Origin of the sequence: Methylomicrobium agile (genome assembly GCF_000733855.1) — a bacterium.
In the GTDB taxonomy this organism is placed as follows: Bacteria; Pseudomonadota; Gammaproteobacteria; order Methylococcales; family Methylomonadaceae; genus Methylomicrobium; species Methylomicrobium agile.
On record NZ_JPOJ01000001.1, the window covers coordinates 3277196 to 3296927 of the forward strand.

Annotated in this window: 18 protein-coding genes; 7 read left to right on the forward strand and 11 right to left on the reverse strand. The window is 57.7% G+C overall.

What is annotated here, in order from left to right; translation table 11 throughout:
* Window positions 1–50: 50 nt before the first annotated feature.
* The 4 genes from CC94_RS0115410 to CC94_RS0115425 form a co-directional block, all read right to left on the reverse strand.
* Window positions 51–1019 carry a beta-ketoacyl-ACP synthase III gene (locus CC94_RS0115410; RefSeq protein ID WP_005371214.1) on the reverse strand — a complete coding sequence of 323 codons (969 nt, stop codon included), beginning with the start codon at window positions 1017–1019 and terminating at the stop codon, window positions 51–53.
* The gene (gene plsX / locus CC94_RS0115415) at window positions 1016–2044 is read right to left on the reverse strand and encodes a phosphate acyltransferase PlsX (RefSeq protein WP_005371216.1); all 1029 of its coding nucleotides are present in this window, start codon (window positions 2042–2044) and stop codon (window positions 1016–1018) included. The genes CC94_RS0115410 and plsX overlap by 4 nt, the downstream gene beginning before the upstream one ends.
* An 80-nt stretch (window positions 2045–2124) precedes the next feature.
* Window positions 2125–2310 (reverse strand): 50S ribosomal protein L32, encoded by a 186-nt coding sequence (gene rpmF, locus CC94_RS0115420; RefSeq protein ID WP_005371218.1) that lies wholly within the window; start codon window positions 2308–2310, stop codon window positions 2125–2127.
* A complete protein-coding gene (locus CC94_RS0115425) occupies window positions 2291–2731 on the reverse strand; it encodes a YceD family protein (protein ID WP_245619764.1) in 441 nt (146 codons plus the stop codon). The genes rpmF and CC94_RS0115425 overlap by 20 nt, the downstream gene beginning before the upstream one ends.
* A gap of 199 nt (window positions 2732–2930) precedes the next feature.
* Here CC94_RS0115425 and CC94_RS0115430 point away from each other — a divergent pair, with 199 nt between their 5' ends.
* From CC94_RS0115430 to CC94_RS0115445, 4 genes are all read left to right on the forward strand, one after another.
* Entirely contained in the window at window positions 2931–3431 is a 501-nt protein-coding gene (locus CC94_RS0115430; protein ID WP_005371222.1) for a YqiA/YcfP family alpha/beta fold hydrolase, read from the forward strand.
* Window positions 3432–3630: 199 nt separating this feature from the next.
* Window positions 3631–5355, forward strand: coding sequence for a SulP family inorganic anion transporter (locus CC94_RS0115435; RefSeq protein ID WP_051911575.1), 1725 nt, complete (start codon window positions 3631–3633; stop codon window positions 5353–5355).
* Between the two features lie 69 nt (window positions 5356–5424).
* On the forward strand, window positions 5425–6891 hold the full coding sequence (locus CC94_RS0115440) for a sensor histidine kinase (protein ID WP_005371224.1): 1467 nt from the start codon (window positions 5425–5427) through the stop codon (window positions 6889–6891).
* Complete coding sequence (locus CC94_RS0115445; protein WP_005371225.1) at window positions 6888–8276, forward strand: sigma-54-dependent transcriptional regulator; 1389 nt, start codon at window positions 6888–6890, stop codon at window positions 8274–8276. Before CC94_RS0115440 ends, CC94_RS0115445 begins: the two co-directional genes overlap by 4 nt.
* A 111-nt stretch (window positions 8277–8387) precedes the next feature.
* Here CC94_RS0115445 and CC94_RS0115450 read toward each other — a convergent pair whose 3' ends face one another.
* Window positions 8388–9035 (reverse strand): hypothetical protein, encoded by a 648-nt coding sequence (locus tag CC94_RS0115450; protein WP_031431499.1) that lies wholly within the window; start codon window positions 9033–9035, stop codon window positions 8388–8390.
* Window positions 9036–9213: 178 nt separating this feature from the next.
* Between CC94_RS0115450 and ppnN the strand changes: the two genes are divergently transcribed.
* Complete coding sequence (gene ppnN / locus CC94_RS0115455) at window positions 9214–10614, forward strand: nucleotide 5'-monophosphate nucleosidase PpnN (RefSeq protein WP_031431500.1); 1401 nt, start codon at window positions 9214–9216, stop codon at window positions 10612–10614.
* A 6-nt stretch (window positions 10615–10620) separates the two neighbouring features.
* Window positions 10621–12672, forward strand: coding sequence for a DNA topoisomerase 3 (locus tag CC94_RS0115460; RefSeq protein ID WP_036304041.1), 2052 nt, complete (start codon window positions 10621–10623; stop codon window positions 12670–12672).
* 19 nt (window positions 12673–12691) lie between these two features.
* On the opposite strand, the gene CC94_RS0115465 is transcribed toward CC94_RS0115460, so the two are convergent.
* Window positions 12692–12952, reverse strand: a complete 261-nt coding sequence (locus CC94_RS0115465) for a hypothetical protein (RefSeq protein ID WP_036304045.1) — start codon at window positions 12950–12952, stop codon at window positions 12692–12694.
* 293 nt (window positions 12953–13245) lie between these two features.
* Between CC94_RS0115465 and CC94_RS0115470 the strand changes: the two genes are divergently transcribed.
* Window positions 13246–13737, forward strand: a complete 492-nt coding sequence (locus tag CC94_RS0115470; RefSeq protein WP_005371233.1) for a macro domain-containing protein — start codon at window positions 13246–13248, stop codon at window positions 13735–13737.
* A gap of 44 nt (window positions 13738–13781) precedes the next feature.
* Here CC94_RS0115470 and CC94_RS0115475 read toward each other — a convergent pair whose 3' ends face one another.
* From CC94_RS0115475 to CC94_RS22460, 5 genes are all read right to left on the reverse strand, one after another.
* A complete protein-coding gene (locus CC94_RS0115475) occupies window positions 13782–14048 on the reverse strand; it encodes a hypothetical protein (RefSeq protein ID WP_157203450.1) in 267 nt (88 codons plus the stop codon).
* A 27-nt stretch (window positions 14049–14075) separates the two neighbouring features.
* Entirely contained in the window at window positions 14076–14501 is a 426-nt protein-coding gene (locus CC94_RS0115480; protein WP_005371237.1) for a response regulator, read from the reverse strand.
* 395 nt (window positions 14502–14896) lie between these two features.
* Window positions 14897–16600, reverse strand: a complete 1704-nt coding sequence (locus tag CC94_RS0115485; RefSeq protein WP_005371242.1) for a SulP family inorganic anion transporter — start codon at window positions 16598–16600, stop codon at window positions 14897–14899.
* A gap of 303 nt (window positions 16601–16903) precedes the next feature.
* Window positions 16904–18154, reverse strand: a complete 1251-nt coding sequence (locus CC94_RS0115495) for an NAD(P)/FAD-dependent oxidoreductase (protein WP_031431502.1) — start codon at window positions 18152–18154, stop codon at window positions 16904–16906.
* A gap of 157 nt (window positions 18155–18311) precedes the next feature.
* Window positions 18312–19400 (reverse strand): MBL fold metallo-hydrolase, encoded by a 1089-nt coding sequence (locus CC94_RS22460; protein ID WP_031431503.1) that lies wholly within the window; start codon window positions 19398–19400, stop codon window positions 18312–18314.
* Window positions 19401–19732: the final 332 nt, after the last annotated feature.

Here is a 19732-nt window from a genome sequence, read left to right on the forward strand (position 1 = left end):
GAGGCGAAAAGCCACTTTGCTTTTCCGCCTTGTGCTTTTACCCCGCTTTATTAATACTTTAGCAATGCCGAGCCCCAGGTGAACCCGGCGCCGAAGGCTTCCAGCAGGACGATCTGGCCGCGCTGAATCCGCCCGTCGCGTACTGCCTCGTTGAACGCCAGCAGGACCGAAGCGGAAGACGTGTTGCCCTGGTTTTCGAGGGTGACGACGACCTGTTCCATCGGCATTTTCAGCTTCTTCGCGGTGGCCTGGATGATCCGGATATTGGCCTGGTGCGGGACCAGCCAGTCGATCGCTTCCTTGTCCAGCGCATTGGCCTCCAGGGTTTCGTCGACAATCCGCCCGAGCGTGTTGACTGCCACTTTGAAGACTTCGTTGCCGCGCATGTTGATGAAGCCCATTTCGTGTTTATGGCCGTTCGCTGCGGCCTGCGGGTTCGGGCAGTACAGCAGTTCTTCGTATTCGCCGGCCGAATGAATGTGGGTGGACAGGATGCCGGTTTCTTCGGAAGCGCCCAGCAGGAGCGCGCCGGCGCCGTCGCCGAACAGCACGCAGGTCGTCCGGTCGGTCCAGTCGACGATGCGCGAGCAGATTTCGGAGCCGACGATCAGCACCTTGCGGGCCGCACCGGTTTTGATGTACTGATCGGCGATGCTCAGCCCGAAGATCGCGCCGGAACAGGCGGCCTGGACATCGAACGCGACGCAATGTTTGATCCCGAGCCGATGCTGCAGCAGGCAGCCCGTGCTCGGGTAGACGCGGTCCGGCGTGCCGGTCGCGACGATGACCAGGTCGATTTCTTCGGGATCGATGCCGCCCATCGCGATGGCCTGGCGGGCCGCAATTTCGGCCATGCTGGCGGCGGTTTCGTCGGGAGCCGCGATACGCCGGCTCTTGATGCCGGTCCGTTCAAAGATCCAGCTGTCGGAGGTGTCGACCGTTTCCGAAATTTGATCGTTGGTTAAGATTTCCGAGGGGAGATAGCCGCCGGTGCCAATGACTCTTGAATAGCGGGTCATGAATGCATTCCCAAAGACAGGTTCTGTTCGACCTGCTGGCTGATTTTGCGTATGACGTCCTGTTTGACTTCAATTTCAGCCAACCGTATCGCAGTTTTGAAAGCCAGCACGTCGGCGCCGCCGTGACTTTTGATCACCAGTCCACGCAGGCCGAGAAAGCTGGCGCCGTTGTAAAGGCGCGGATCGATCCGTTTTTTGAAGGAGGATAAAACCGGATAGGCAATCAGGCCGACCGCCTTGGTCAGCAGGTTTTTCGAAAACGCCTGCTTTAATAGGGTCCCGATCATTTTGGCGGCGCCTTCGATCGACTTGAGCGCGACATTGCCGACGAAGCCGTCGGTGACGATCAGATCGACCTCGATGTCCCCAGCGTTCAGCGAGTTCCCTTCGACATAGCCGATGTAATTCAATGAGGAGGCTTCGAGCAGCTTGGCGGCGGCCTTTACCTGCTCGTTGCCTTTCATTTCTTCCTCGCCGATGTTCAGCAGGCCGACCCGCGGCGATTCGATGTTCTCGACCGCCTTGACCAGTTCGGCGCCCATCACCGCGAATTCGAACAGATGCTGCGCCGTGCAGTCGACATTCGCGCCCAGATCGAGCACATGGGTATGACCGTGAATCGAGGGCAGTGTGGAAATGATCGCCGGGCGGTCGATGCCCGGTATCATTTTGAGCACGAAACGGGCGGTCGCCATCAGCGCGCCGGTATTGCCCGCGCTGACGCAGGCATCGGCAAGGCCGTCGCGGACCAGATTGATCGCGACCCGCATCGAGGAATCCTTTTTGTTTTTTAAAGCTTTTGACGGCGGTTCGTCCATGTCGACGCACTGGGATGCATGATGGATGGTGAGTCTGTCGCGATAAGCTTCGAGATGGTTTCCCAACTTCTCCTTGATGACGGCTTCATTGCCTACCAGAATCAGCTTTAGTTCCGGATTGCTCTTCAGGCAATCCAGGGAGGCCGGGATCGTTACGTCCGGGCCAAAGTCCCCACCCATCGCATCAATCGAAATTGTCAAGCTCACCTTAACCGAGGTCTCCGCATCAAAAAATAAAAAACCGAACCGGCGAGGGTTCGGTATGGCGCCAAGTTAAAGTTCGCTGCTTATTCTTCGTCGCCGGCAACCGCTGTAATCTGGCGGCCTTTGAAGTAGCCGTCGGGAGTGACGTGATGACGCAGATGGGTTTCGCCGGTCAACGGATCTTGCGACAGCGTGCGGGCGGTCAATGCATCGTGCGAGCGGCGCTGGCCGCGTCTCGAGCGGGATACTTTACTTTTTTGTACTGCCATGAGGGTTCTCCTGGTTTTTTAAGTTGGCTAAAATGGAAAAAGGGTTATCCTGTCTTTTTTGCCGGCCTGCCTCGGGTCGAGTCGGCACGCGGCTGTCCGTCTCCTGAATCTGGCAGGCTTCGGAATGTTTCGGGTACTGGGGAAGATTCAGCAACAGCTCGTCTTCGACGATATCCAGCAGAGGCATTTTTTCTTCCTCGACGAACAGCGGTTCGAAGTCCGGAGGCAAGCGGTCCACTTGCTCCAGGGAGTTCACAACGCCCAGCCGGACGGGCGCCTGTACGGGCCAGTCGATAGGCTGCAGGCAATTCTGGCAGATCAGTTGCAGACGGGTTTCAATCTTCCCTTCGATTTTGGCCAATCGGCCTTCGCGGCTGAAATGGAGCTCGACCGCGACGTTTCCGCCGGTATCGAACAGCATGCCGCAGAGGCGGCCAAAATCTTTAAGCGAAAGCTCCCCTTTAATTACACTGCGCTTGTCGGCGAGATGTAACGGATCAATAGTTCGGGGGAGGCGATCTAACATAAATCAATAATCTTATCGTGAAACCTTGCTATGGTCAAATGCTATATGATTTTAAGGTATTACCCAGAATGGGCAAGATCTATCGGAGAAACGGATGAAAAAATTACTGATCTACAGCCACGGTAAGGACAGCCTGCCGGGAGGCGAAAAGGCGCTGGCATTTGCGAAAGCCGCAGAAAGTCAGGGTTACCGGTTCGAAAGCCCCGATTACCGGGCGCAGCCCGATCCCGATCGGCGTGCTGACCAATTGCTGGCGACGGGATGGCGGAATTTCGACCGGGTTGTACTGGTCGGTTCGAGTATGGGTGCTTACGTGTCCGCCGTTGCGGCCGAAACGGTCAAGCCGGCCGGTCTTTTTCTACTGGCTCCCGCTTTTTATCTGCCGGGCTACCGGCAAACCGCGTTTACGATCCCGCCGGACAAGACCTGGGTTTATCACGGCTGGCGCGATGAGATCGTGCCGCCCGAGCATGCCTGGCGCTTTTGCCGGGAATACCGGGTCCGTCTGACGATGGTGGATGCGGATCATCGCTTGATGGGCGAACTGCCGTTTATCATTCAAGAGTTCGAGCGGTTCCTGCGGACGATTTCTTAGCTGGCAAACGCTCGGCGAACAGGGCGGAATACAGGCTTAAGGTGTAATACAACCTTAAAACGGTGGTTTTACACCGTTTTTCCGGACGATGAGGGCTTCTTGATAAGAAGATATATTATAAACAATAGTTTATAGTTTTATGTGGGCTGGCATGGTATTCGCTAAGGCTTAGGCATCTATCAATATTACGGAGATGCTGATGTCTAAAGGTTTATCGCCCGGCTTACCCGAAACGGGGATTGCCGGATTAAAGGAAAATTGGCGAGCGGACCTGTTGTCGGGGTTTTTGGTGTTCTTGATCGCGCTGCCGTTGTGTCTGGGGATCTCGATGGCGTCGGGATTTCCTCCGTCCGCCGGGCTCATTACGGCGGTCGTCGGCGGCATGCTGGTTTCGAGGATCGGCGGTTCGTTCATGACGATCAACGGCCCGGCCGCCGGCCTGATCGTGGTCGTGCTGGACGCGGTGCAAAGCCTTGGGCAGGGCGACGCGATGGCGGGTTATCGCTATACCTTGGCCGCGATCGTGGTCGCCAGCGTGCTGCAAATCGCGATGGGGTTCTTCAAGGCCGGCCGGCTCAGTTCGTTTTTTCCGGCTTCGGTCGTGCATGGAATGCTGGCCGCGATCGGGATCATCATCATGGCCAAGCAGATTCATGTGATGCTCGGCGAGACACCGGAAAGCGGCAGTCTGTTCTCGACGATCGCGCAAATTCCGCGCAGCATCGTCGACCTGAATCCGGAAATCGCCATGATCGGGGTGACCAGCATCGCGATCCTGATTTTCTGGCAGGTGGTCCGCGAGCCGCAGCTGAAAATGCTGCCGGCGCCGATTCTGGTGGTGCTGGCCGGTATCGGTTTGGGGAAGTTTTACGATCTCGATCATGAACACATGTATCTGTTTCTGCCGGATGCTACGTTTCTGCCGCATCACGAGGCCACGGTCGGGCCGAAGTTTCTGGTCGCGATTTCGGATAATTTTTTGTCCAGTTTCTATTTTCCGGATTTCTCGAAAATCGCGACGGCCGAGTTCTGGGAAGCGGTGGTCGCGATCTGCCTGGTCGGCAGCCTGGAAAGTCTGCTCAGCGCCGTGGCGGTCGACAAACTCGATCCTTATCGGCGGCACTCGGACCTAGATCGCGATTTGACTGCGATTGGCATCGGTAATCTCGTGGCGGGGATGATCGGCGGGCTGCCGATGATCGCCGAAATCGTCCGGAGTTCCGCCAACTGCAACAACGGGGCGAAAACCGGCTGGGCCAATTTTTTTCACGGCACGTTTCTCCTGCTGTTCGTGGTGCTGTTTCCGCGCCTGATCCACAGCATTCCGCTGGCGTCTTTGGCCTCTTTGCTGGTGTTTACCGGTTTTCGTCTCGCTTCGCCGAAAGAATTCGCCAAAGTGATGGGGATCGGCAAGGAACAATTGTTCATGTTCGTGCTCACCATTATCGGCGTACTGGCGACCGACTTGTTGGTCGGCGTGGCGATCGGTATCGCGGCCAAATTCGCGATCCATATGTTCAGAGGCGTCCGGCTGAATAATCTGTTCAAGATTCATTTCGTGCTGGAACGCCTGGAAAATGGCGTGCTGCTGGTCGAAATCGTCGGGGCGGCGATCTTTTCGAACTTCATGGCGTTGAAAAACGCGCTGGCCGGCATCGACAAGGGCCGGCATGTGATCTTTCAGTTGAGCAATGCTTATCTGATCGATCATACCGTGATGGAATTCCTGCACGAATTCCAGCACAATTATGAAGCACAGGGCGGCGTCTGCGAGTTCTTCGGGATGGAATACCATGATACCTACTCACGGCATCCGCTGGCTGTGCGCAAAATGAAAAGAGACCACATGTGTAGACGGCGCTCGGATCATCACGGTCTCCCGGGCTACGCGGACAATAAACGGCGTTCGACGGAGGAAGTTTAATCTCCGGAGCGATCAGGGCGGGCGAAATACCCGCCCTGATCGCAGGCGCATCTATCCTGTTTAAAATTTATGCAATTCTTGAGTAGTCCTATCCAGCATCGGGTTCTGGCCTTTTTATTGTTGATGTCGTTGACGCTGGCGATGTTCGTCGGGATGATCTGGCGCAACCTGCATCATTTCAATACGGTCTTTTTCCACGTCAATTATTCGCATAGCGTGCAGCATGCATCGGTGGCGCTGCAAAAGGCGCTGATCGATTATCTGACCAAAGTGACCCCAATCGCCCGGCACGAGCGCTTGCTGCCGACGATCGACGCGTTGAGCGGCACGGTCGCCGAATTGAATGCGCTGTTTGCGGAAAGCGGTTTTTTGGCCGAAAGCTCCGCCGGAAACATGACCCTTGTTAAGTCGATACTCGATGAATGGCGGCAACCTGGCGTGACAGACAGGCAGGAGCGTTTGATCAGCGCGCTGAATCTGCTCAGCGATACGCTGGATAACGAGCTTGGGCAGCGCGAGAAATTGCTCGGCGAGATCAGCGAAGACACGCAAACCGAACTTGATCTGGCCGCAGTCACGTTTATCGTAATCGTGGTCGTCGCGTTCGGGTTTTTCTATCGACGTATCCTACACCCTTTGCACGATCTGAGATTGCTGCTGCAGCGCCTGACCGAAGGCAATTTTACCCGAATCACGACCGACCATCTCGATCCTTTGCTGTTGCCGGTTTTCAACAGCTATAACGAGATGGTCAGCCATCTGGCCGAACTCGAGGAAGCCAAACGCCTGTATGCGCAATCGCTTCAGCGGGAAGTCAGGCTGGCGACCCAGGCCCTGCTCGAACAGCAGGCCAGCCTGGCCCGGGCCGAACGGCTCGCGGCGGTCGGCGAAGTCGCGGCCGAACTTGCCCACGAAATACGCAATCCGCTGGCGGGCATCCAGATCGCGTTTAGCAACTTGCGGCGCGAGATCGATAATCCCGGCCAGTATGCGCGCATGGAATTGATCGGCGGCGAACTGAAACGGCTCGGCCATTTGCTCAACGATCTGCTGAACCAAAGCCGCCATGCGCCGGAAGAGCCCGACGACATCGATATTGCGATGCTGATCCGCGATCTGGCGGCATTGACCCGTTATCAGATCGCCGAAACCATCCGTCTGGAGGTTGTGGCGCCTCCGCCGCTCAGGGCGCATTTGCCGGCGGGCGGCCTCAGGCAAGCTTTGTTGAATCTGATCTTGAATGCGGCCGATGCTCTGGAAGGACGGAGCGGTATGATATGCGTCACGGCTGTTCGGGATGGAGAAGGTCTCAGGATCGAGGTGGCGGATGACGGTCCCGGATTTTCCCCGGAACTGCTCGAACAGGGCATTCGGCCGTTTCGGACGACCCGCCAGCGGGGCACCGGGCTCGGCCTGTCGATGGTGCAACGTTATGTCAAAGAGACCGGCGGCTGCATCGGTCTCAAGAATCTGATACCGCACGGCGCCTGTGTCTCGCTGTGTTGGCCGGCCATTGTTGAGGAGGCGCATCGATGATAGAGACCTTGCTGATCGTCGAAGATGAAAAACTGTTGGGTTCCGAACTGTCGCTGCATTACCGGAAATCGGGATGGGAAGTCGTCTTGGCGACCACGCTGGCCGAAGCCGAGGATTGGCTGGTCAAAAAAAATCTGGCGCCGTTGCTGATACTTTCGGACCTGAATCTGCCCGACGGCAATGCCCTGGATTTGATGGAAAAGATCAAGAAGAAGGCAGGGCATGCCGAATGGCTGTTTCTGACCGGCTACGGCAGCGTGCCCGATTCGGTGCGGGCGCTCAGGCTCGGCGCTTATGATTTTCTGGAAAAACCCTGCGATCTGGAGCGGCTCGATCTGGTGGTTGCCAGCGCCGCACGCAGCGCCGCAATCATCAGGCGAGTGCGCGAGCAGGCCAGCGCCGGGCATAAGCGTTATTCGCCAAGCGCCTATGTCGGCCGGAGCCGGCAGGCGCAGGAGGTGCGGAGTTTGCTGCAACGCTTGACCCAGGTGCCGTTCAGCGCCCTGATCATCGGCGGCGAAACCGGCACCGGCAAGGGGCTGGCCGCGAAAATCCTGCACTACGGCGGCGCCCGCGCGCAGCAGCCGATGATCGAGGTGAACTGTGCGGCGCTGCCGCGCGAACTGCTCGAATCCGAACTGTTCGGCCACGAATCGGGGGCGTTTACCGGCGCGACCGCCCGGCATCGCGGCCTGCTCGAACAGGCCGACGGCGGAACCCTGTTCATGGACGAGATCGGCGAAATGCCGCTCGAACTGCAGGCCAAGCTGCTCAAGGCGATCGAGGATCACAAGGTGCGCCGTCTCGGCGGCGAAAAAGAGGTCGGTGTCGATGTGCAGATTATCGCAGCCAGCAACCGCGATCTGGAACAGATGGTGCGCGAAGGCAGCTTCCGCAGCGATCTTTACCACCGCCTGAGCGTTTTCAAGGTCATGCTGCCGCCCTTGCGTGCGGCCAAGGAAGACCTGGAGGATCTGGTGCCGTTGTTCGTTGCCGAATTCAATGCGAAAGCCGGCCAGCGCGTCAAGGATATTCCGGCGGAGGTCTGGAGCAAACTGAAAAATTACGACTGGCCGGGCAATGTGCGCGAACTGCGCAATGTGATCGAGCGTTGCGTCCTGTTTGCCGATGGGCCGGTTTTTCCGGGACAATGGCTGCAATTGCCGGGGCAGGCCAATCCGCCGCAGGTCGGGGTGACCGATAAAAACATGATTCTGCTGCCGCTGGACGGCAGCATGGCCTTGGACGACATGGACAAGTTCATCATCAAGACCGCATTGGAGCGTGCAGATTACAATCTGACCGCGGCCGCCAGGGATTTGGGGGCGACACGGGAAACCCTGCGTTACCGGGTGCGAAAATATAATTTAAAAAGCGTCGAATGATCTCGCGGGGCCTGAATTCGGAGCGTCCGGCCGATCCGGAGGGAAGTGATATCCAATCCGTTCGTTGCGGGTCGGCGCGTCTCTTCGATCTTCCTGGCCGGCGGAAAGCGGTCATTGACCGTTTTGCATGTCCCGCCGATTCGGGGCGTGCCGTTTTCCGGGCCTTTGTCTCGCTTGCCCGTCCTGCCCGTTTTTCGGGGCGGCCGGGGCATTGTTCCGCCATTCCGATCCCGCTCTGCCGTAAGCCGGGTGGTGCTCTTCAAAACCGCTGTTCTGACTTCCGGTTTCCTGCCGATCCCAATTTTGCCGGCGCGGCCCTTGCCCGGACGCATTCGGTGCGGCCGGATGCTGCGGCCATCCTTCGCGCCGATCGCCATATCCCTGGCGGTCCCGATCGAATTTCCGGTTGTCGTAGGGCTTCGCAGCCTGTACGTTCCAGTTATAATGATTCCTTGCGTCGCGGCCGCGGGAGCCGGAGTTAGGGTAAAGGGTGCCGGAAGCCGGCGAGTAGTGCCGGCCGTCGTCGTGGCGATAGGAGGGTGCCACGGTGCGGTAAGCCGGGGTAGGGTAGGTAGGGGTAGGGTAGGTGTATGTATTGTAATAATTACGTTCGACGACGCCATAGCCGTAGCCGCTGTCGTAGTAATTCGGAGAATAGCCGTAGCCGGCGCTGTCATAGTACCCTTGGGGATAGGTTGCGCAAGCCGCAGGCAATATCGCCAATCCAGCCAGAATCGCTCCTTTAATGATGGGGTTCATGATTTTAGCCCTATATAATTATGAGTCAGGAAAATCATAATTGAAAATGCTGAATAGGTCATGAATACACGGTTGTTTTTTATCCGGGAAAGGCGGGTGTCGGCCAGAGGCATAACTTTCCGTCAAGGAACAAGCGTCGCGAAGCAATCCACCGAAGAGTGAAGTGTAGAGGAACAGAATGAAACAAGAAGTAATGGATGCGGTCATATCGCCCGAGGAAGGCCGCCTGGACATTCTATCGAAAGCCGAAGTCGGTAAATTGTTGGATACCAGCCAAGGCGGTTTATACCGGGTATTCCGCAATTGCGCGCTGGCGGTACTGAATTGCGGCAGTTCGATGGACGATGGCAAGGAGCTTCTGGAACGGTATTCGTCCTTCGGGATTCGTGTCGTCCAGCAGCAGCGCGGAATCAAGCTGGAGCTGAAAAATGCGCCTGCGCACGCCTTTGTGGACGGCAACATGATCAAGGGGATCAAAGAGCACCTGTTCGCGGTATTGCGCGACATTATCTACGTCAGCGACGAGATCAACGACAATCCGCGCTTCGATCTGCAAACCTCGGAGGGCATCAGCAATGCGGTGTTCCACATTCTCCGCAACGCAAACATTTTGCTGCCGATGGTGGATCCGAAGCTGGTCGTCTGTTGGGGCGGGCATTCGATCAGCCGTAAGGAATACGAGTACAGCAAGCAGGTCGGCCATGAACTGGGCCTGCGCGGCCTGGACATTTGCACCGGCTGCGGGCCGGGCGCGATGAAGGGTCCGATGAAAGGCGCGGCGATCGGCCATGCGAAGCAGCGGATCAAGCACGGGCAATACCTCGGCATTACCGAGCCGGGCATCATCGCGGCCGAATCGCCGAATCCGATCGTGAACGACTTGGTCATTCTGCCGGACATCGAGAAGCGTCTCGAAGCGTTCGTGCGGACCGGCCACGGCATCGTCGTGTTTCCGGGCGGCGCGGGCACCGCCGAAGAAATTCTGTACATTCTCGGCATTCTGCTTCATCCCGAAAACGAGGCGATGCCGTTTCCGTTGATTTTTACCGGACCCGACAGCGCGGGAGACTATTTCGAGCAGATTGACCGGTTTATCGGCGGCACGCTCGGCACGGAAGCGCGGCAGCGCTACCGGATCATCATCGACGATCCCCGGCAGGCCGCGATCGAGATGGAAGCGGGCATCCGCCAAGTGCAAGCCTTCCGCAAGGCTGCCGGCGATGCGTATTATTTCAACTGGATGTTGCATATCGACAAAGTCTTCCAAACGCCTTTCGTGCCGACGCATCACAACATGAGCAATCTGGCCCTGCATAAAAATCAGGCCGTGCATGTCTTGGCGGCGAATCTGCGGCGGGTGTTTTCGGGCATCGTGGCCGGCAACGTGAAGGACGAAGGGATTCGCGCGGTCGAAAAGCACGGCCATTTCGAAATTCATGGCGATCCCGAGATCATGGCGCTGATGGATACGCTGCTGACGTCTTTCGTGAAGCAGCACCGGATGAAACTGCCGGGCAAGAAATACGTGCCTTGTTACCGGATCGTCCGGCCGGAAGCCGTCGAGGGGAACCGGGCATAGATTTCGATGAAAGTCGTTTTGACCGAAAAGCCCTCCGTGGCTCGGGACATTGCGCGCTGCCTGGGCGTCAACAACCGGCGCGACGGTTACCTGGAAGGCAACGGTTACCGGATCGTCTGGGCTTTCGGGCATCTGGTCGAATTGCAGGAGCCGGACCAGTACAACCGGGCCTGGAAACGCTGGTCCCTGGAGAGCCTGCCGATCATTCCCGAGCGTTTTGCGCTCAGGGCGCGGGGGGACGCGGCCGCGCAGAAGCAGTTGCAGACGGTCAAAAGCCTGTTGCGGAGCGCCGGCGAGATCGTGTGCGCGACCGACGCGGGCCGGGAAGGCGAACTGATCTTCCGTTACATCCTGTCCTGGTGCGGCTGCGAGGATAAGCCGTTCAAGCGGCTGTGGATCAGTTCGCTGACCGACGAGGCGATTCGCCAGGGATTCGCCCGGCTGCGCGAGGGCCGGGCCTTCGAAGGGCTCTATCGGGCCGCGAAATGCCGCAGCGAGGCGGACTGGATCGTCGGTCTGAATGCGACCCGCTATTACACGCTCAAGTTCGGCCAGGGTTCGCAGCTGTGGACCCTCGGCCGGGTACAGACGCCGGTGCTGGCGCTGGTCGTGCAGCGCGACCGGGAGATCGCCGATTTCAAGCCGAAAGATTTCTGGGAACTGCATACCTTGTACCGCGAGGTCGACTTTCAACACAGCGGCGGGCGTTTCGAGAAAAAGGAGGAGGCCGAGGCGCTCAGGGAACGTATCGACGGCAGCGATTTCCGGATTATCTCGGTCAAAGGCAAGCAGGAAAAAGTCTATCCGCCCCCTTTGTACGATCTGACCGATCTGCAGAAAGACATGAGCATCCGCCACGGCTTCACGGCCGATCAGACGCTTCGGCTTGCGCAGTCGTTATACGAAAAAAAGCACATCACTTATCCGCGTACCGACAGCCGTTACCTGAGCACGGACATGAAGCCACAGGTCAGGCCCTTGCTGCAAGCCTTGCAGGCGCGCTTCGAGCCGCAGATCGCAGCGCTGAACCTGAATCAACTGGCTTTGACCGGCCGCCTGTTCAATGACGCCGGCGTGACCGATCACCATGCGATCATTCCGACCGCCACCTTGCCGCGGTCGCCGTTGGCGGGCGATGAGGAAAAGGTCTATCAGGCGATCGCGATACGGTTCATCGCGGGGTTTTACCCGCCCTGCCTGAAGCAGGTCACCACCGTGCTCGGCGAGGCGGCCGAAGTGCCGTTCAAAACGACCGGCACGGTTATCGAGGCGCCGGGTTGGCAGGCATTATATAAGGATTCTTCTTCCCAGCCTGCCGAGCAGGAGCAAAAAATTCTGCCCGCTTTCGAGCAGGGCGAAACCGGGCCGCACCGGCCAGCGCTCAAACAGGGCAAGACGACTCCGCCGAAACACTATACCGAAGCCACTTTGCTGGGCATGATGGAGTCGGCCGGCAAAACCTGCGACGATGAAACACTGAAAGAAGCCTTGAAGGAAAAAGGGCTGGGGACGCCGGCGACGCGGGCCGCGATCATCGAAGTGCTGGTCAAGCGCGACTATATCCGCCGGCAGAAAAAATTGTTGCTGAGCACCGAAACCGGGCAGCGGCTGATCGGCTTGATCGCCGACGAGCATTTGAAGTCGGCCGCGATGACCGGCGAATGGGAATCGCGCTTGAAAAGAATCGAACAGAACGAATACGATCCGCGGCAGTTCATGGAAGGGATCGTCCGTTTTACCCGCGCTATCGTGAGTTCATCCCGACGCGGCGAAGCACCGGCGGACCTGGGGCGCTGCCCTCTCTGCGGCGCGCCGGTCATCGAAGGCCGAAAAGGCTACGGCTGCAGCGACTGGCGCAAGGGTTGCAAGTTTGTGTTGTGGAAAGAGGCGTTCGGCGCGCAGATATCCCGCCGGATGGCGGCGGAATTATTGTGGCAGGGCCGTACCGCGGAAGCTTGCGGGATCACGATCGATGGCGAGCATGCGTCTGCGGTGCTGACGCTGGATCCGCGCGGCGAAATCGGCGTTGATGCAGGATTGCGCGAGCCGCGTCCTTGATTTTGGAATTGGCCGATCCTCAACGCTGCTGGCGCCAGCGGAAATAGGTTTTGCCGTCGTCGCAAGCCCAGCTCGCGCGCTGCGTTCCGGTTTTGCTCATCCGCAGTTCGCAGTGGTGCTCGGCTTTGAATTTTTCCCACCGCTCATCGTCCATATAAACCCGAAAATACAAACTCATCAGGATGATCACCAGCAAGGCAAACAACAAGGTCAGCAAGGAGCCGATCGGCTGCTCCTGCATGTGTTCTCCGACAGAAGAAAGTAACGGCTTTAATTTCATAATAACAGCCTCATTCCGTTAAACTAGACTATAGACAAGGGTAATTCGGAATTCATCCCGAAGCGATTGGAAATTTACCGCAATTCTCGCATCAGCGTCAGTGTTTTTGATGACCGAATCCGATACGGAAACGCGAGGCTTCGAAACCGCCTTATAATGGGCGGCAGCGCAGTGAGCGCGTATCTATCATTCGGGCTGGCAAGCATAACCGGCGTCTTTGGAGACTTTGTGGCTAAAAAACAAACGGTCTGACGCCATCGCGATCAGGCCTGGAATAACATAAGGAGAACACGATGATTTACCGAGTCGAAGGCGATATCTTATTGACCCAGGCCCAGGCGATCGCGCATGGCGTGGGCCTCAACGATCCGATGGACAAAGGGCTGGCGCTCGAACTGCACGACCGGTATCCGGCCATGCACAAGGACTTCCATCGCTGGTGCCACATGCACAATACCAAGCCGGGCGAGGCCTGGATGTGGGGTGGTCCGGACCATGTCAGGATCGTCAATCTGATTACTCAGGAAGGCGTCGACAGCCACGATCACCGGCACGGCAAGGCGACGATCGGCAATGTCCGGCACGCATTGGACGCGCTGGTCAAAATCATTCGCCACGAAAAACTGGCCTCGTTGGCATTGCCGCGGCTGGCGACCGGAGTTGGAGACCTGGATTGGGACGATGTCTGGCCCTTGATCGACGAGCGCCTGGGCGGGCTGGACATCCCGGTCTATGTGTACGCCGTTTACCGTCCGGGCCAAGCGGCGCTGGAGCCCGGGCTATAGAAGACCAAAACGGCCGGGTTTCGGCTTTGCGATGAAATGCCGCTTCATCCTTGGCCGGAGTCGGCCTGCAAGTTGGCCAGCAGGGCCTGCAGATCGATTTCCTGGATGCTGGAGAATACCGATGAATAAGTCGTCGGCTCGGCATCGGTGGTGGTGATGCTGACTCTCGCATCCTGACCGTCCAGGCTGATCGAAAGCGCCAGATAATCGCTTAACGCATCGGATTCCGCATCGATCAACAGGTCTTGCAGGCTCAATGTCTCCTGCGTTTGAGTCGGGGGCGCCTCTTGGCCGCTTTGCAAATCTTTCATTTCCATTCTTTCTATTGTTAGCTCTTGTTAGCCGGTACCGAGCGATTCGTAACGGCGGTTCTGTAATCGCTGCAACAGTTTTGCAACCAATCTCCGCGAAATCCAGGCTTCGCCGTTCACTACCGCGCCGATCAGCTTGCCGACGAACTTTTCCGCGTCGCCGAGTTCGAGATAGCCGCGCGCGCCTGCCTGAAGGCAGTCGAGGACGCTGTCGTCTTCGAGTCGCGAGCCGGTCAGAATAATCGGGCTGTCGGGAATGATCCGGTATAGGTATTCGATGCAGAGAAAAACCTCATCTCTCAGTAATCCGAAACTTACAAAGACGAGAGCGGGTTCAGAAGTTTCAATGAAGCGAAAAGCGGCAAGCGGATCGTCAAAAAACTGTACGGTAACTCTATCGGTAGGGATCAGACGGGCCAATGTTTCTTGATGATCGATAATCACAATGTCCATTCTTCCGGTTCCCATACGCCGATTGTTCGTAAACGGCGATAGTTTACCGATTTTTCGAGGTTTGTGAATTGTACGAAAGTACTAAGCCCGATGGCAAAACCGAAGGCGAATCGGGATGAAAGCGGCTTGAGAGGACGGGGCGGAGGCCCTTGCCCGCCCTTCGGCGGAGAGGATAGGATCCGGCAAGCGTTTTGAACCGGCTGCCGTTTTGTTTCGGAATGCGCGCGATCGACGCCTTCCCGGCTTGGGTTACACTCCAAAGGGCACAAACCGTTGTAGGGTACGCTGTGAGTACCTTTTTCCCGATGGTGCGCACAGCGTATCCTACAACTATAACGCGCGCAGCGCGGAGGAACGGTCAAGGGGGCTTTCGGGAAGTGGTTTTTTGCCACATGCTAAGCCAGTTCATTGACCGCATCCTGGGTCCGAAAAAACACCTTGCCGGGTTTCAGATGGCCGAGAAAGTCGGTCTTCTGCAGCTTGTCGAGCACCGGGCCTTTCGCTTCGGAAAGATGCAGCGTGATGTTCCGGTTTTTCAAGGTATCGTTCAGGCCTTCGATCACTTCGAGCGCAGTGCTGTCGATATAGCTGACCGAGGCGAAGATCAGCACGATATGCCGGATGTCCGGCTGGCGCCGCAATTGGTCGGTAATGAATTCCTCGACATAGTTTACGTTGGCGAAAGTGAGGTTTTCGTCGACGCGAAGCAGCAGCAGGTGCCGCCAGGTTTTCACTTCATGGCGTTTGACGTTGCGGAAATGCTCGGTGCCCTGGATGCGTCCGACCACGGCGATGTGCGGATGGCTCGTGATTCTGAGGTAGCTGATCAGGGTCAGGACGATGCCGAGCGTGATGCCTTCCTCGATGCCGAGCACCAGCACGCCGAGCAGGGTGACGCCTTCGGCGAGGCCGTCGCTGGCATCGTAGCGCCAGGTGTCGACGATGTTTTTCAACCGGATCAGCGGCGTGATCGCGACCAGAATGATCGCGGCGAGCACCGATTTCGGGATGGCGGCAAAATAAGGGCTGAAAAACATTAACGCCAGCGCGACGAGACCGGAGGCCGCCAGCATCGCCAGTTGGGTCCGCGCGCCGGCGGAAAAGTTGACCATTGTGCGGCTGAAGCCTCCGGCCACGGCCATGCCGCCGGACAGGGCCGAGGCGATATTGGCCGCGCCGAGGCCGAACAATTCCTGATTGGGCCGGATTTTTTCGCCTTTGAGGTTCGCAATCGCCTTGGCGATCGCGACGCTTTCGACATAGGCGACCAGGGCGATCAAGACGGCATAGGGCAGCAGAAGCCGCCAATGGGCATAATCGCCCATATCGAAGCGCAAAGCGGGAAGTCCGGCCGGAATTGGACCGACTGTGGCGACGCGGTAATCGGTATGGAGATCGAACCGGTTGACCGCCGCCGCGCCGAGGGCGACCGCCAGTAACGGTCCGCATTTGCTGACGGCGGTAATCCAGGCCGGTTTCATGGCGGTTTTTTTGAGCAGGCCGGTGAGCGGCCTGCCGAACAGGATCAACAGGGAAAGCGCGCAAAATCCGGTGGCCGCGGCAGCGGGATTGGCCGTTCGTACAGTGTCTGCGTAGCAGCCGAGACTCCATGTACAGTCGAATTTTGCCAATCCGAGCAGCGGCGGCAGCTGACTGAATACGATCAGGATCGAGGCGCCGCTGGTAAAGCCGGTCAGCACCGGATGGCTGATGAAATTAACGAGGCTCCCCATGCGCAACAGGGCCATCAGCAGCAGAATCATCCCGGTTTCGGCGGCCAGCATCACGGCGCTTTGTTCGGGCTGATGCAGGGCGCTGATCTCGGGCGAGGCGAGCGCGCTGGCGATCATCACCGCGGCGATCGATACCGGACCGACCGACAAGGTCCGGCTGGTGCCGAACAGCGCATACAGCATCGGCGGCAAAATGCTGGCATAGAGTCCCAGTTGCGGCGGAATCCCGGCCAGCAGCGCATAAGCGATGCCTTGCGGCACGAGCAGGATGGCCGTGATCGCGCTGGCGAACGCGTCGCCCTGGAGATCGCTCCGGGAATAGGTTTTGAGCCAGCCGAAAATGGGCAGAAAGTCAGTCGGGCGCATCGAAAACAAATAGGTTAGTGACAAAACCGGTCAAAAACAATTTTTCAGCAAGGACCGCGGTTGCGGCCGCGGATGGATCGTTCCTGAAAAACGTCTTCAAGATCGGAATCAGGCAAGAGCCGGCTGGAAAAGCGCGGAAGGCTGCAATGCATCGCGGAAGGCATTCCCACGCAAAGGGCGTGGGAACGTTGCTGAGTATGGGGCCGGATTTAGCGCTGCGGATGCGCCGGGTAGAAAGGGGGCTGAATTGCCCGGCGATGGCTCCGCGTTTTTCTTGCGCCGTTTGTCCGGAGCCTTTCTCGCTTATTGTTCCTTCAAGAATTTTTCCGCATAGCGGGTCTTGTGCGGAATGTCGATCCGGTAGCCTTTCAGCATCAAATGCCAGTACATCCAGGGAAAACCGACCTTTTTCCCCCACCACCAGATCCAGCGGTTCATACGCGGATCCAGGAGCGGGAACGAAGGCGTCACCTTGCCGCCATAGGAAAACTCGGCCAGCATCACCGTGCTCAGCGAAGTCGTCAGCGGGCAGGAACCGTAGCCGTCGTATTGGCTTTCCACACCGGCGCTTTTGATCAGGCGCAAAATGTTGTCGACCACGACCGGCACTTGTTTGCGGATTGCTGCGGCGGTTTTTGCGTTCGGAGTCGAGGTCGCATCGCCCAGGCCGAAAATGTTCGGATATTTGTTGTGCTGCAGGGTATTTTCATTCACGTCGACCCAGCCGGCCGCGTTCGCGAGCGGGCTGCGCTTGACGAAATCCGGGGCGCTTTGCGGCGGCGTTACATGGATATAGTCGAATTTTTTCTCGACCCGCTGTTTATTGCCGTCGCTGTCGGTCGTTTCGAAAATCGCGGTCTTGTTCGGGCCGTCGATCTCGACCAGATTATGGTTGAAACATTTTTTGATGCCGTAGCCGTCGACCACTTTCTCCAATGCCTTCGCGAAAAACGGGATCCCGAACATGGCCGGACCCGCATTGCAGAACTCGATCGTGAATTTGTCGAGGATGCCTTTCTTCCGGAAACGGTCGGCCGCCAGATACATGATCTTTTGCGGCGCGCCGGCGCATTTGATCGGCATGGTCGGCTGGGTGAACAGCGCGGTGCCGCCTTCGAGCGAGCGGATGCACTCCCAGGTATATTCGACGGTTTCGGGCGAATAGTTGCTGCTGACCCGGTTTTTGCCGAGCGTTTCCTTCAGGCCTTTGATCTTGTCCCAATCCAGTTGCAGGCCGGGGCAGACGACCAGATAATCGTAACTGACCGTTTCGCCCGAACGCAGCGTGACGGTGTTTTGTTCCGGCTGGAAGCTTTCGGCGTAGTCCTTGATCCAGTTGACCTTCGGGTTGATCAGGTCGGCTTCGTTGCGGGTGGTTTTTTTCAGGGTGTATTCGCCGCCGCCGATAATCGTGAAACCCGGCTGGTAATAATGCTTTTCGGAAGGCTCGATCAGGCCGATATCCATTTCCGGCTGTTGCCGAAGCATGTTGTTCGCGACCGACACGCCGGCAGCGCCGCCGCCGACGATCAGAAGGGTATGGTGTTGCGACATAAAATCTCCTCGCTTGAAGTTTCTTATTGGTAGAAGCAAAGCCTCTTTAATCTCTCAGGTATCCGTAGACTTTGCCGGGCGAACGTCCGATCGTCCGTCCGGCTTCACTTTTACGCTAAACTCGGCTTAAGTCAACCGGCATTGCGGATTTACCGCATCAGAGACTTTTTTGCCAGGCCTCGTAACCGCCGGCAATCGACAGCACGTTCGAATACCCCAGGTTTTGCAGGGTTTGCGCGGCCAGCGCCGCGCGGCCGCCGGTCCGGCAGTAAACGACGACGGTTTTCGACTTGTCGGCCAGTTCCGGCGTGGCGCCAACTTTGAACTCCAGTACGCCGCGTGGAATCGGCAGCGCGTTGTCGATATGGCCGGCCGCATATTCGCTCTCTTCGCGCACGTCGACCACGGCAACGCCGCTCTGGTTCAGCAACTGCCTGGCCTTGTCGATGCCGATTTCGGTGATCCGCTCTTTGGCTGCCGAGACCAGATCCTGCGCGGTGATCATAGCCCGTTCCGGCCGCGTCGAATCGCGCCGCGCCACCGCGTCCTGCCGCTCGTCTTCATCCAGGCCGCAGTAACGGTTGGCCGGCACCGCTTCATCGATCAGTCGCGGCTTTGGCAGATTCAGGTTGTTCATGATCTTGATGAATTCCTCGCGGGTTTTGCCGGCCAGGCGCGGATTCGTGATGCGCTCCTGCATGATGCTGCTGACCCAGCGCTGCTGGTAGTCGTGGCCCGGATAAACCAGGGTTTCGTCGGGCAGAGTAAACAGTTTCCGGGTGATGCAGTCGTACAGCGCGCCCGCATCGCCGCTCTGGAAGTCGGTGCGTCCGCAGCCGCCGATGAACAGCGAGTCGCCGGTAAACACGCGGTCCCGCCACAGGAACGAGACGCTACCTTGGGTGTGGCCGGGCGTCGCGATGACCTTGATTTTTTCGCCGTTGCCGAATTCCAGCACATCGCTGTCCTGCAATTGCAGATCCGCGCCGATGGCGCCGCACAACTGGCCGACGCCGGTTTCCGCGCCGAGTTTTTGCCTGAGCAGGCCGCTGGCGGTGATATGGTCCGCGTGCACATGCGTTTCGAGCGTATATTTCAGCTTCAGGCCGTGCTCGTCGAGCAGGGCGATGTACTCGTCGATATGCGACTTGACCGGATCGATCAGCACCGCTTCCCTGGCGTCGGTATCGGCGATGAAATAAGTGTAAGTCCAGGTTTGTGGATCGAATAATTGTTTGAAAATCATTTTGTCTCTCCTCTTGTTATTAGGAACGATACCGCTAGATTATCGTTTAAATGAATGCTGTTGTGTTAACAGCAATGTACGTGCCAACCTAAAAACGTTCGAATAGGCGCTTTGAAAATACTCGGTACTTTTCGGCGCAAAAGATTGAGTCTCGGTTCAATTTACAGGCAGAGAATGGATTGATGCCATCCGGCGGGAAAGTTGAGTGAAGCGGTCCGGCTTTGGAAAAGCGCGGATACCGTTCCTGATGCGTGGTGCTTTGGCGTTTCATCATGTTTCACCGAGACATGAATGTGTTTCACAAGGCGGTCATGAAACAGATTAAGTGCGTA

Bases quoted from the DNA above. Each gene is read 5' to 3' on its own strand.
- CC94_RS0115435 (WP_051911575.1), top strand. From the start codon at position 3,631: ATGTCTAAAGGTTTATCGCCCGGCTTACCCGAAACGGGGATTGCCGGA.
- CC94_RS0115495 (WP_031431502.1), bottom strand. From the start codon at position 18,154: ATGTCGCAACACCATACCCTTCTGATCGTCGGCGGCGGCGCTGCCGGC.
- CC94_RS0115485 (WP_005371242.1), bottom strand. From the start codon at position 16,600: ATGCGCCCGACTGACTTTCTGCCCATTTTCGGCTGGCTCAAAACCTAT.
- CC94_RS0115440 (WP_005371224.1), top strand. From the start codon at position 5,425: ATGCAATTCTTGAGTAGTCCTATCCAGCATCGGGTTCTGGCCTTTTTA.
- CC94_RS0115450 (WP_031431499.1), bottom strand. From the start codon at position 9,035: ATGAACCCCATCATTAAAGGAGCGATTCTGGCTGGATTGGCGATATTG.
- CC94_RS0115475 (WP_157203450.1), bottom strand. From the start codon at position 14,048: ATGAAAGATTTGCAAAGCGGCCAAGAGGCGCCCCCGACTCAAACGCAG.
- CC94_RS0115465 (WP_036304045.1), bottom strand. From the start codon at position 12,952: ATGAAATTAAAGCCGTTACTTTCTTCTGTCGGAGAACACATGCAGGAG.
- CC94_RS0115410 (WP_005371214.1), bottom strand. From the start codon at position 1,019: ATGACCCGCTATTCAAGAGTCATTGGCACCGGCGGCTATCTCCCCTCG.
- CC94_RS0115425 (WP_245619764.1), bottom strand. From the start codon at position 2,731: ATGCTGTTCGATACCGGCGGAAACGTCGCGGTCGAGCTCCATTTCAGC.
- CC94_RS0115430 (WP_005371222.1), top strand. From the start codon at position 2,931: ATGAAAAAATTACTGATCTACAGCCACGGTAAGGACAGCCTGCCGGGA.
- CC94_RS0115445 (WP_005371225.1), top strand. From the start codon at position 6,888: ATGATAGAGACCTTGCTGATCGTCGAAGATGAAAAACTGTTGGGTTCC.
- CC94_RS22460 (WP_031431503.1), bottom strand. From the start codon at position 19,400: ATGATTTTCAAACAATTATTCGATCCACAAACCTGGACTTACACTTAT.
- CC94_RS0115460 (WP_036304041.1), top strand. From the start codon at position 10,621: ATGAAAGTCGTTTTGACCGAAAAGCCCTCCGTGGCTCGGGACATTGCG.
- CC94_RS0115470 (WP_005371233.1), top strand. From the start codon at position 13,246: ATGATTTACCGAGTCGAAGGCGATATCTTATTGACCCAGGCCCAGGCG.
- rpmF (WP_005371218.1), bottom strand. From the start codon at position 2,310: ATGGCAGTACAAAAAAGTAAAGTATCCCGCTCGAGACGCGGCCAGCGC.
- CC94_RS0115480 (WP_005371237.1), bottom strand. From the start codon at position 14,501: ATGGACATTGTGATTATCGATCATCAAGAAACATTGGCCCGTCTGATC.
- ppnN (WP_031431500.1), top strand. From the start codon at position 9,214: ATGAAACAAGAAGTAATGGATGCGGTCATATCGCCCGAGGAAGGCCGC.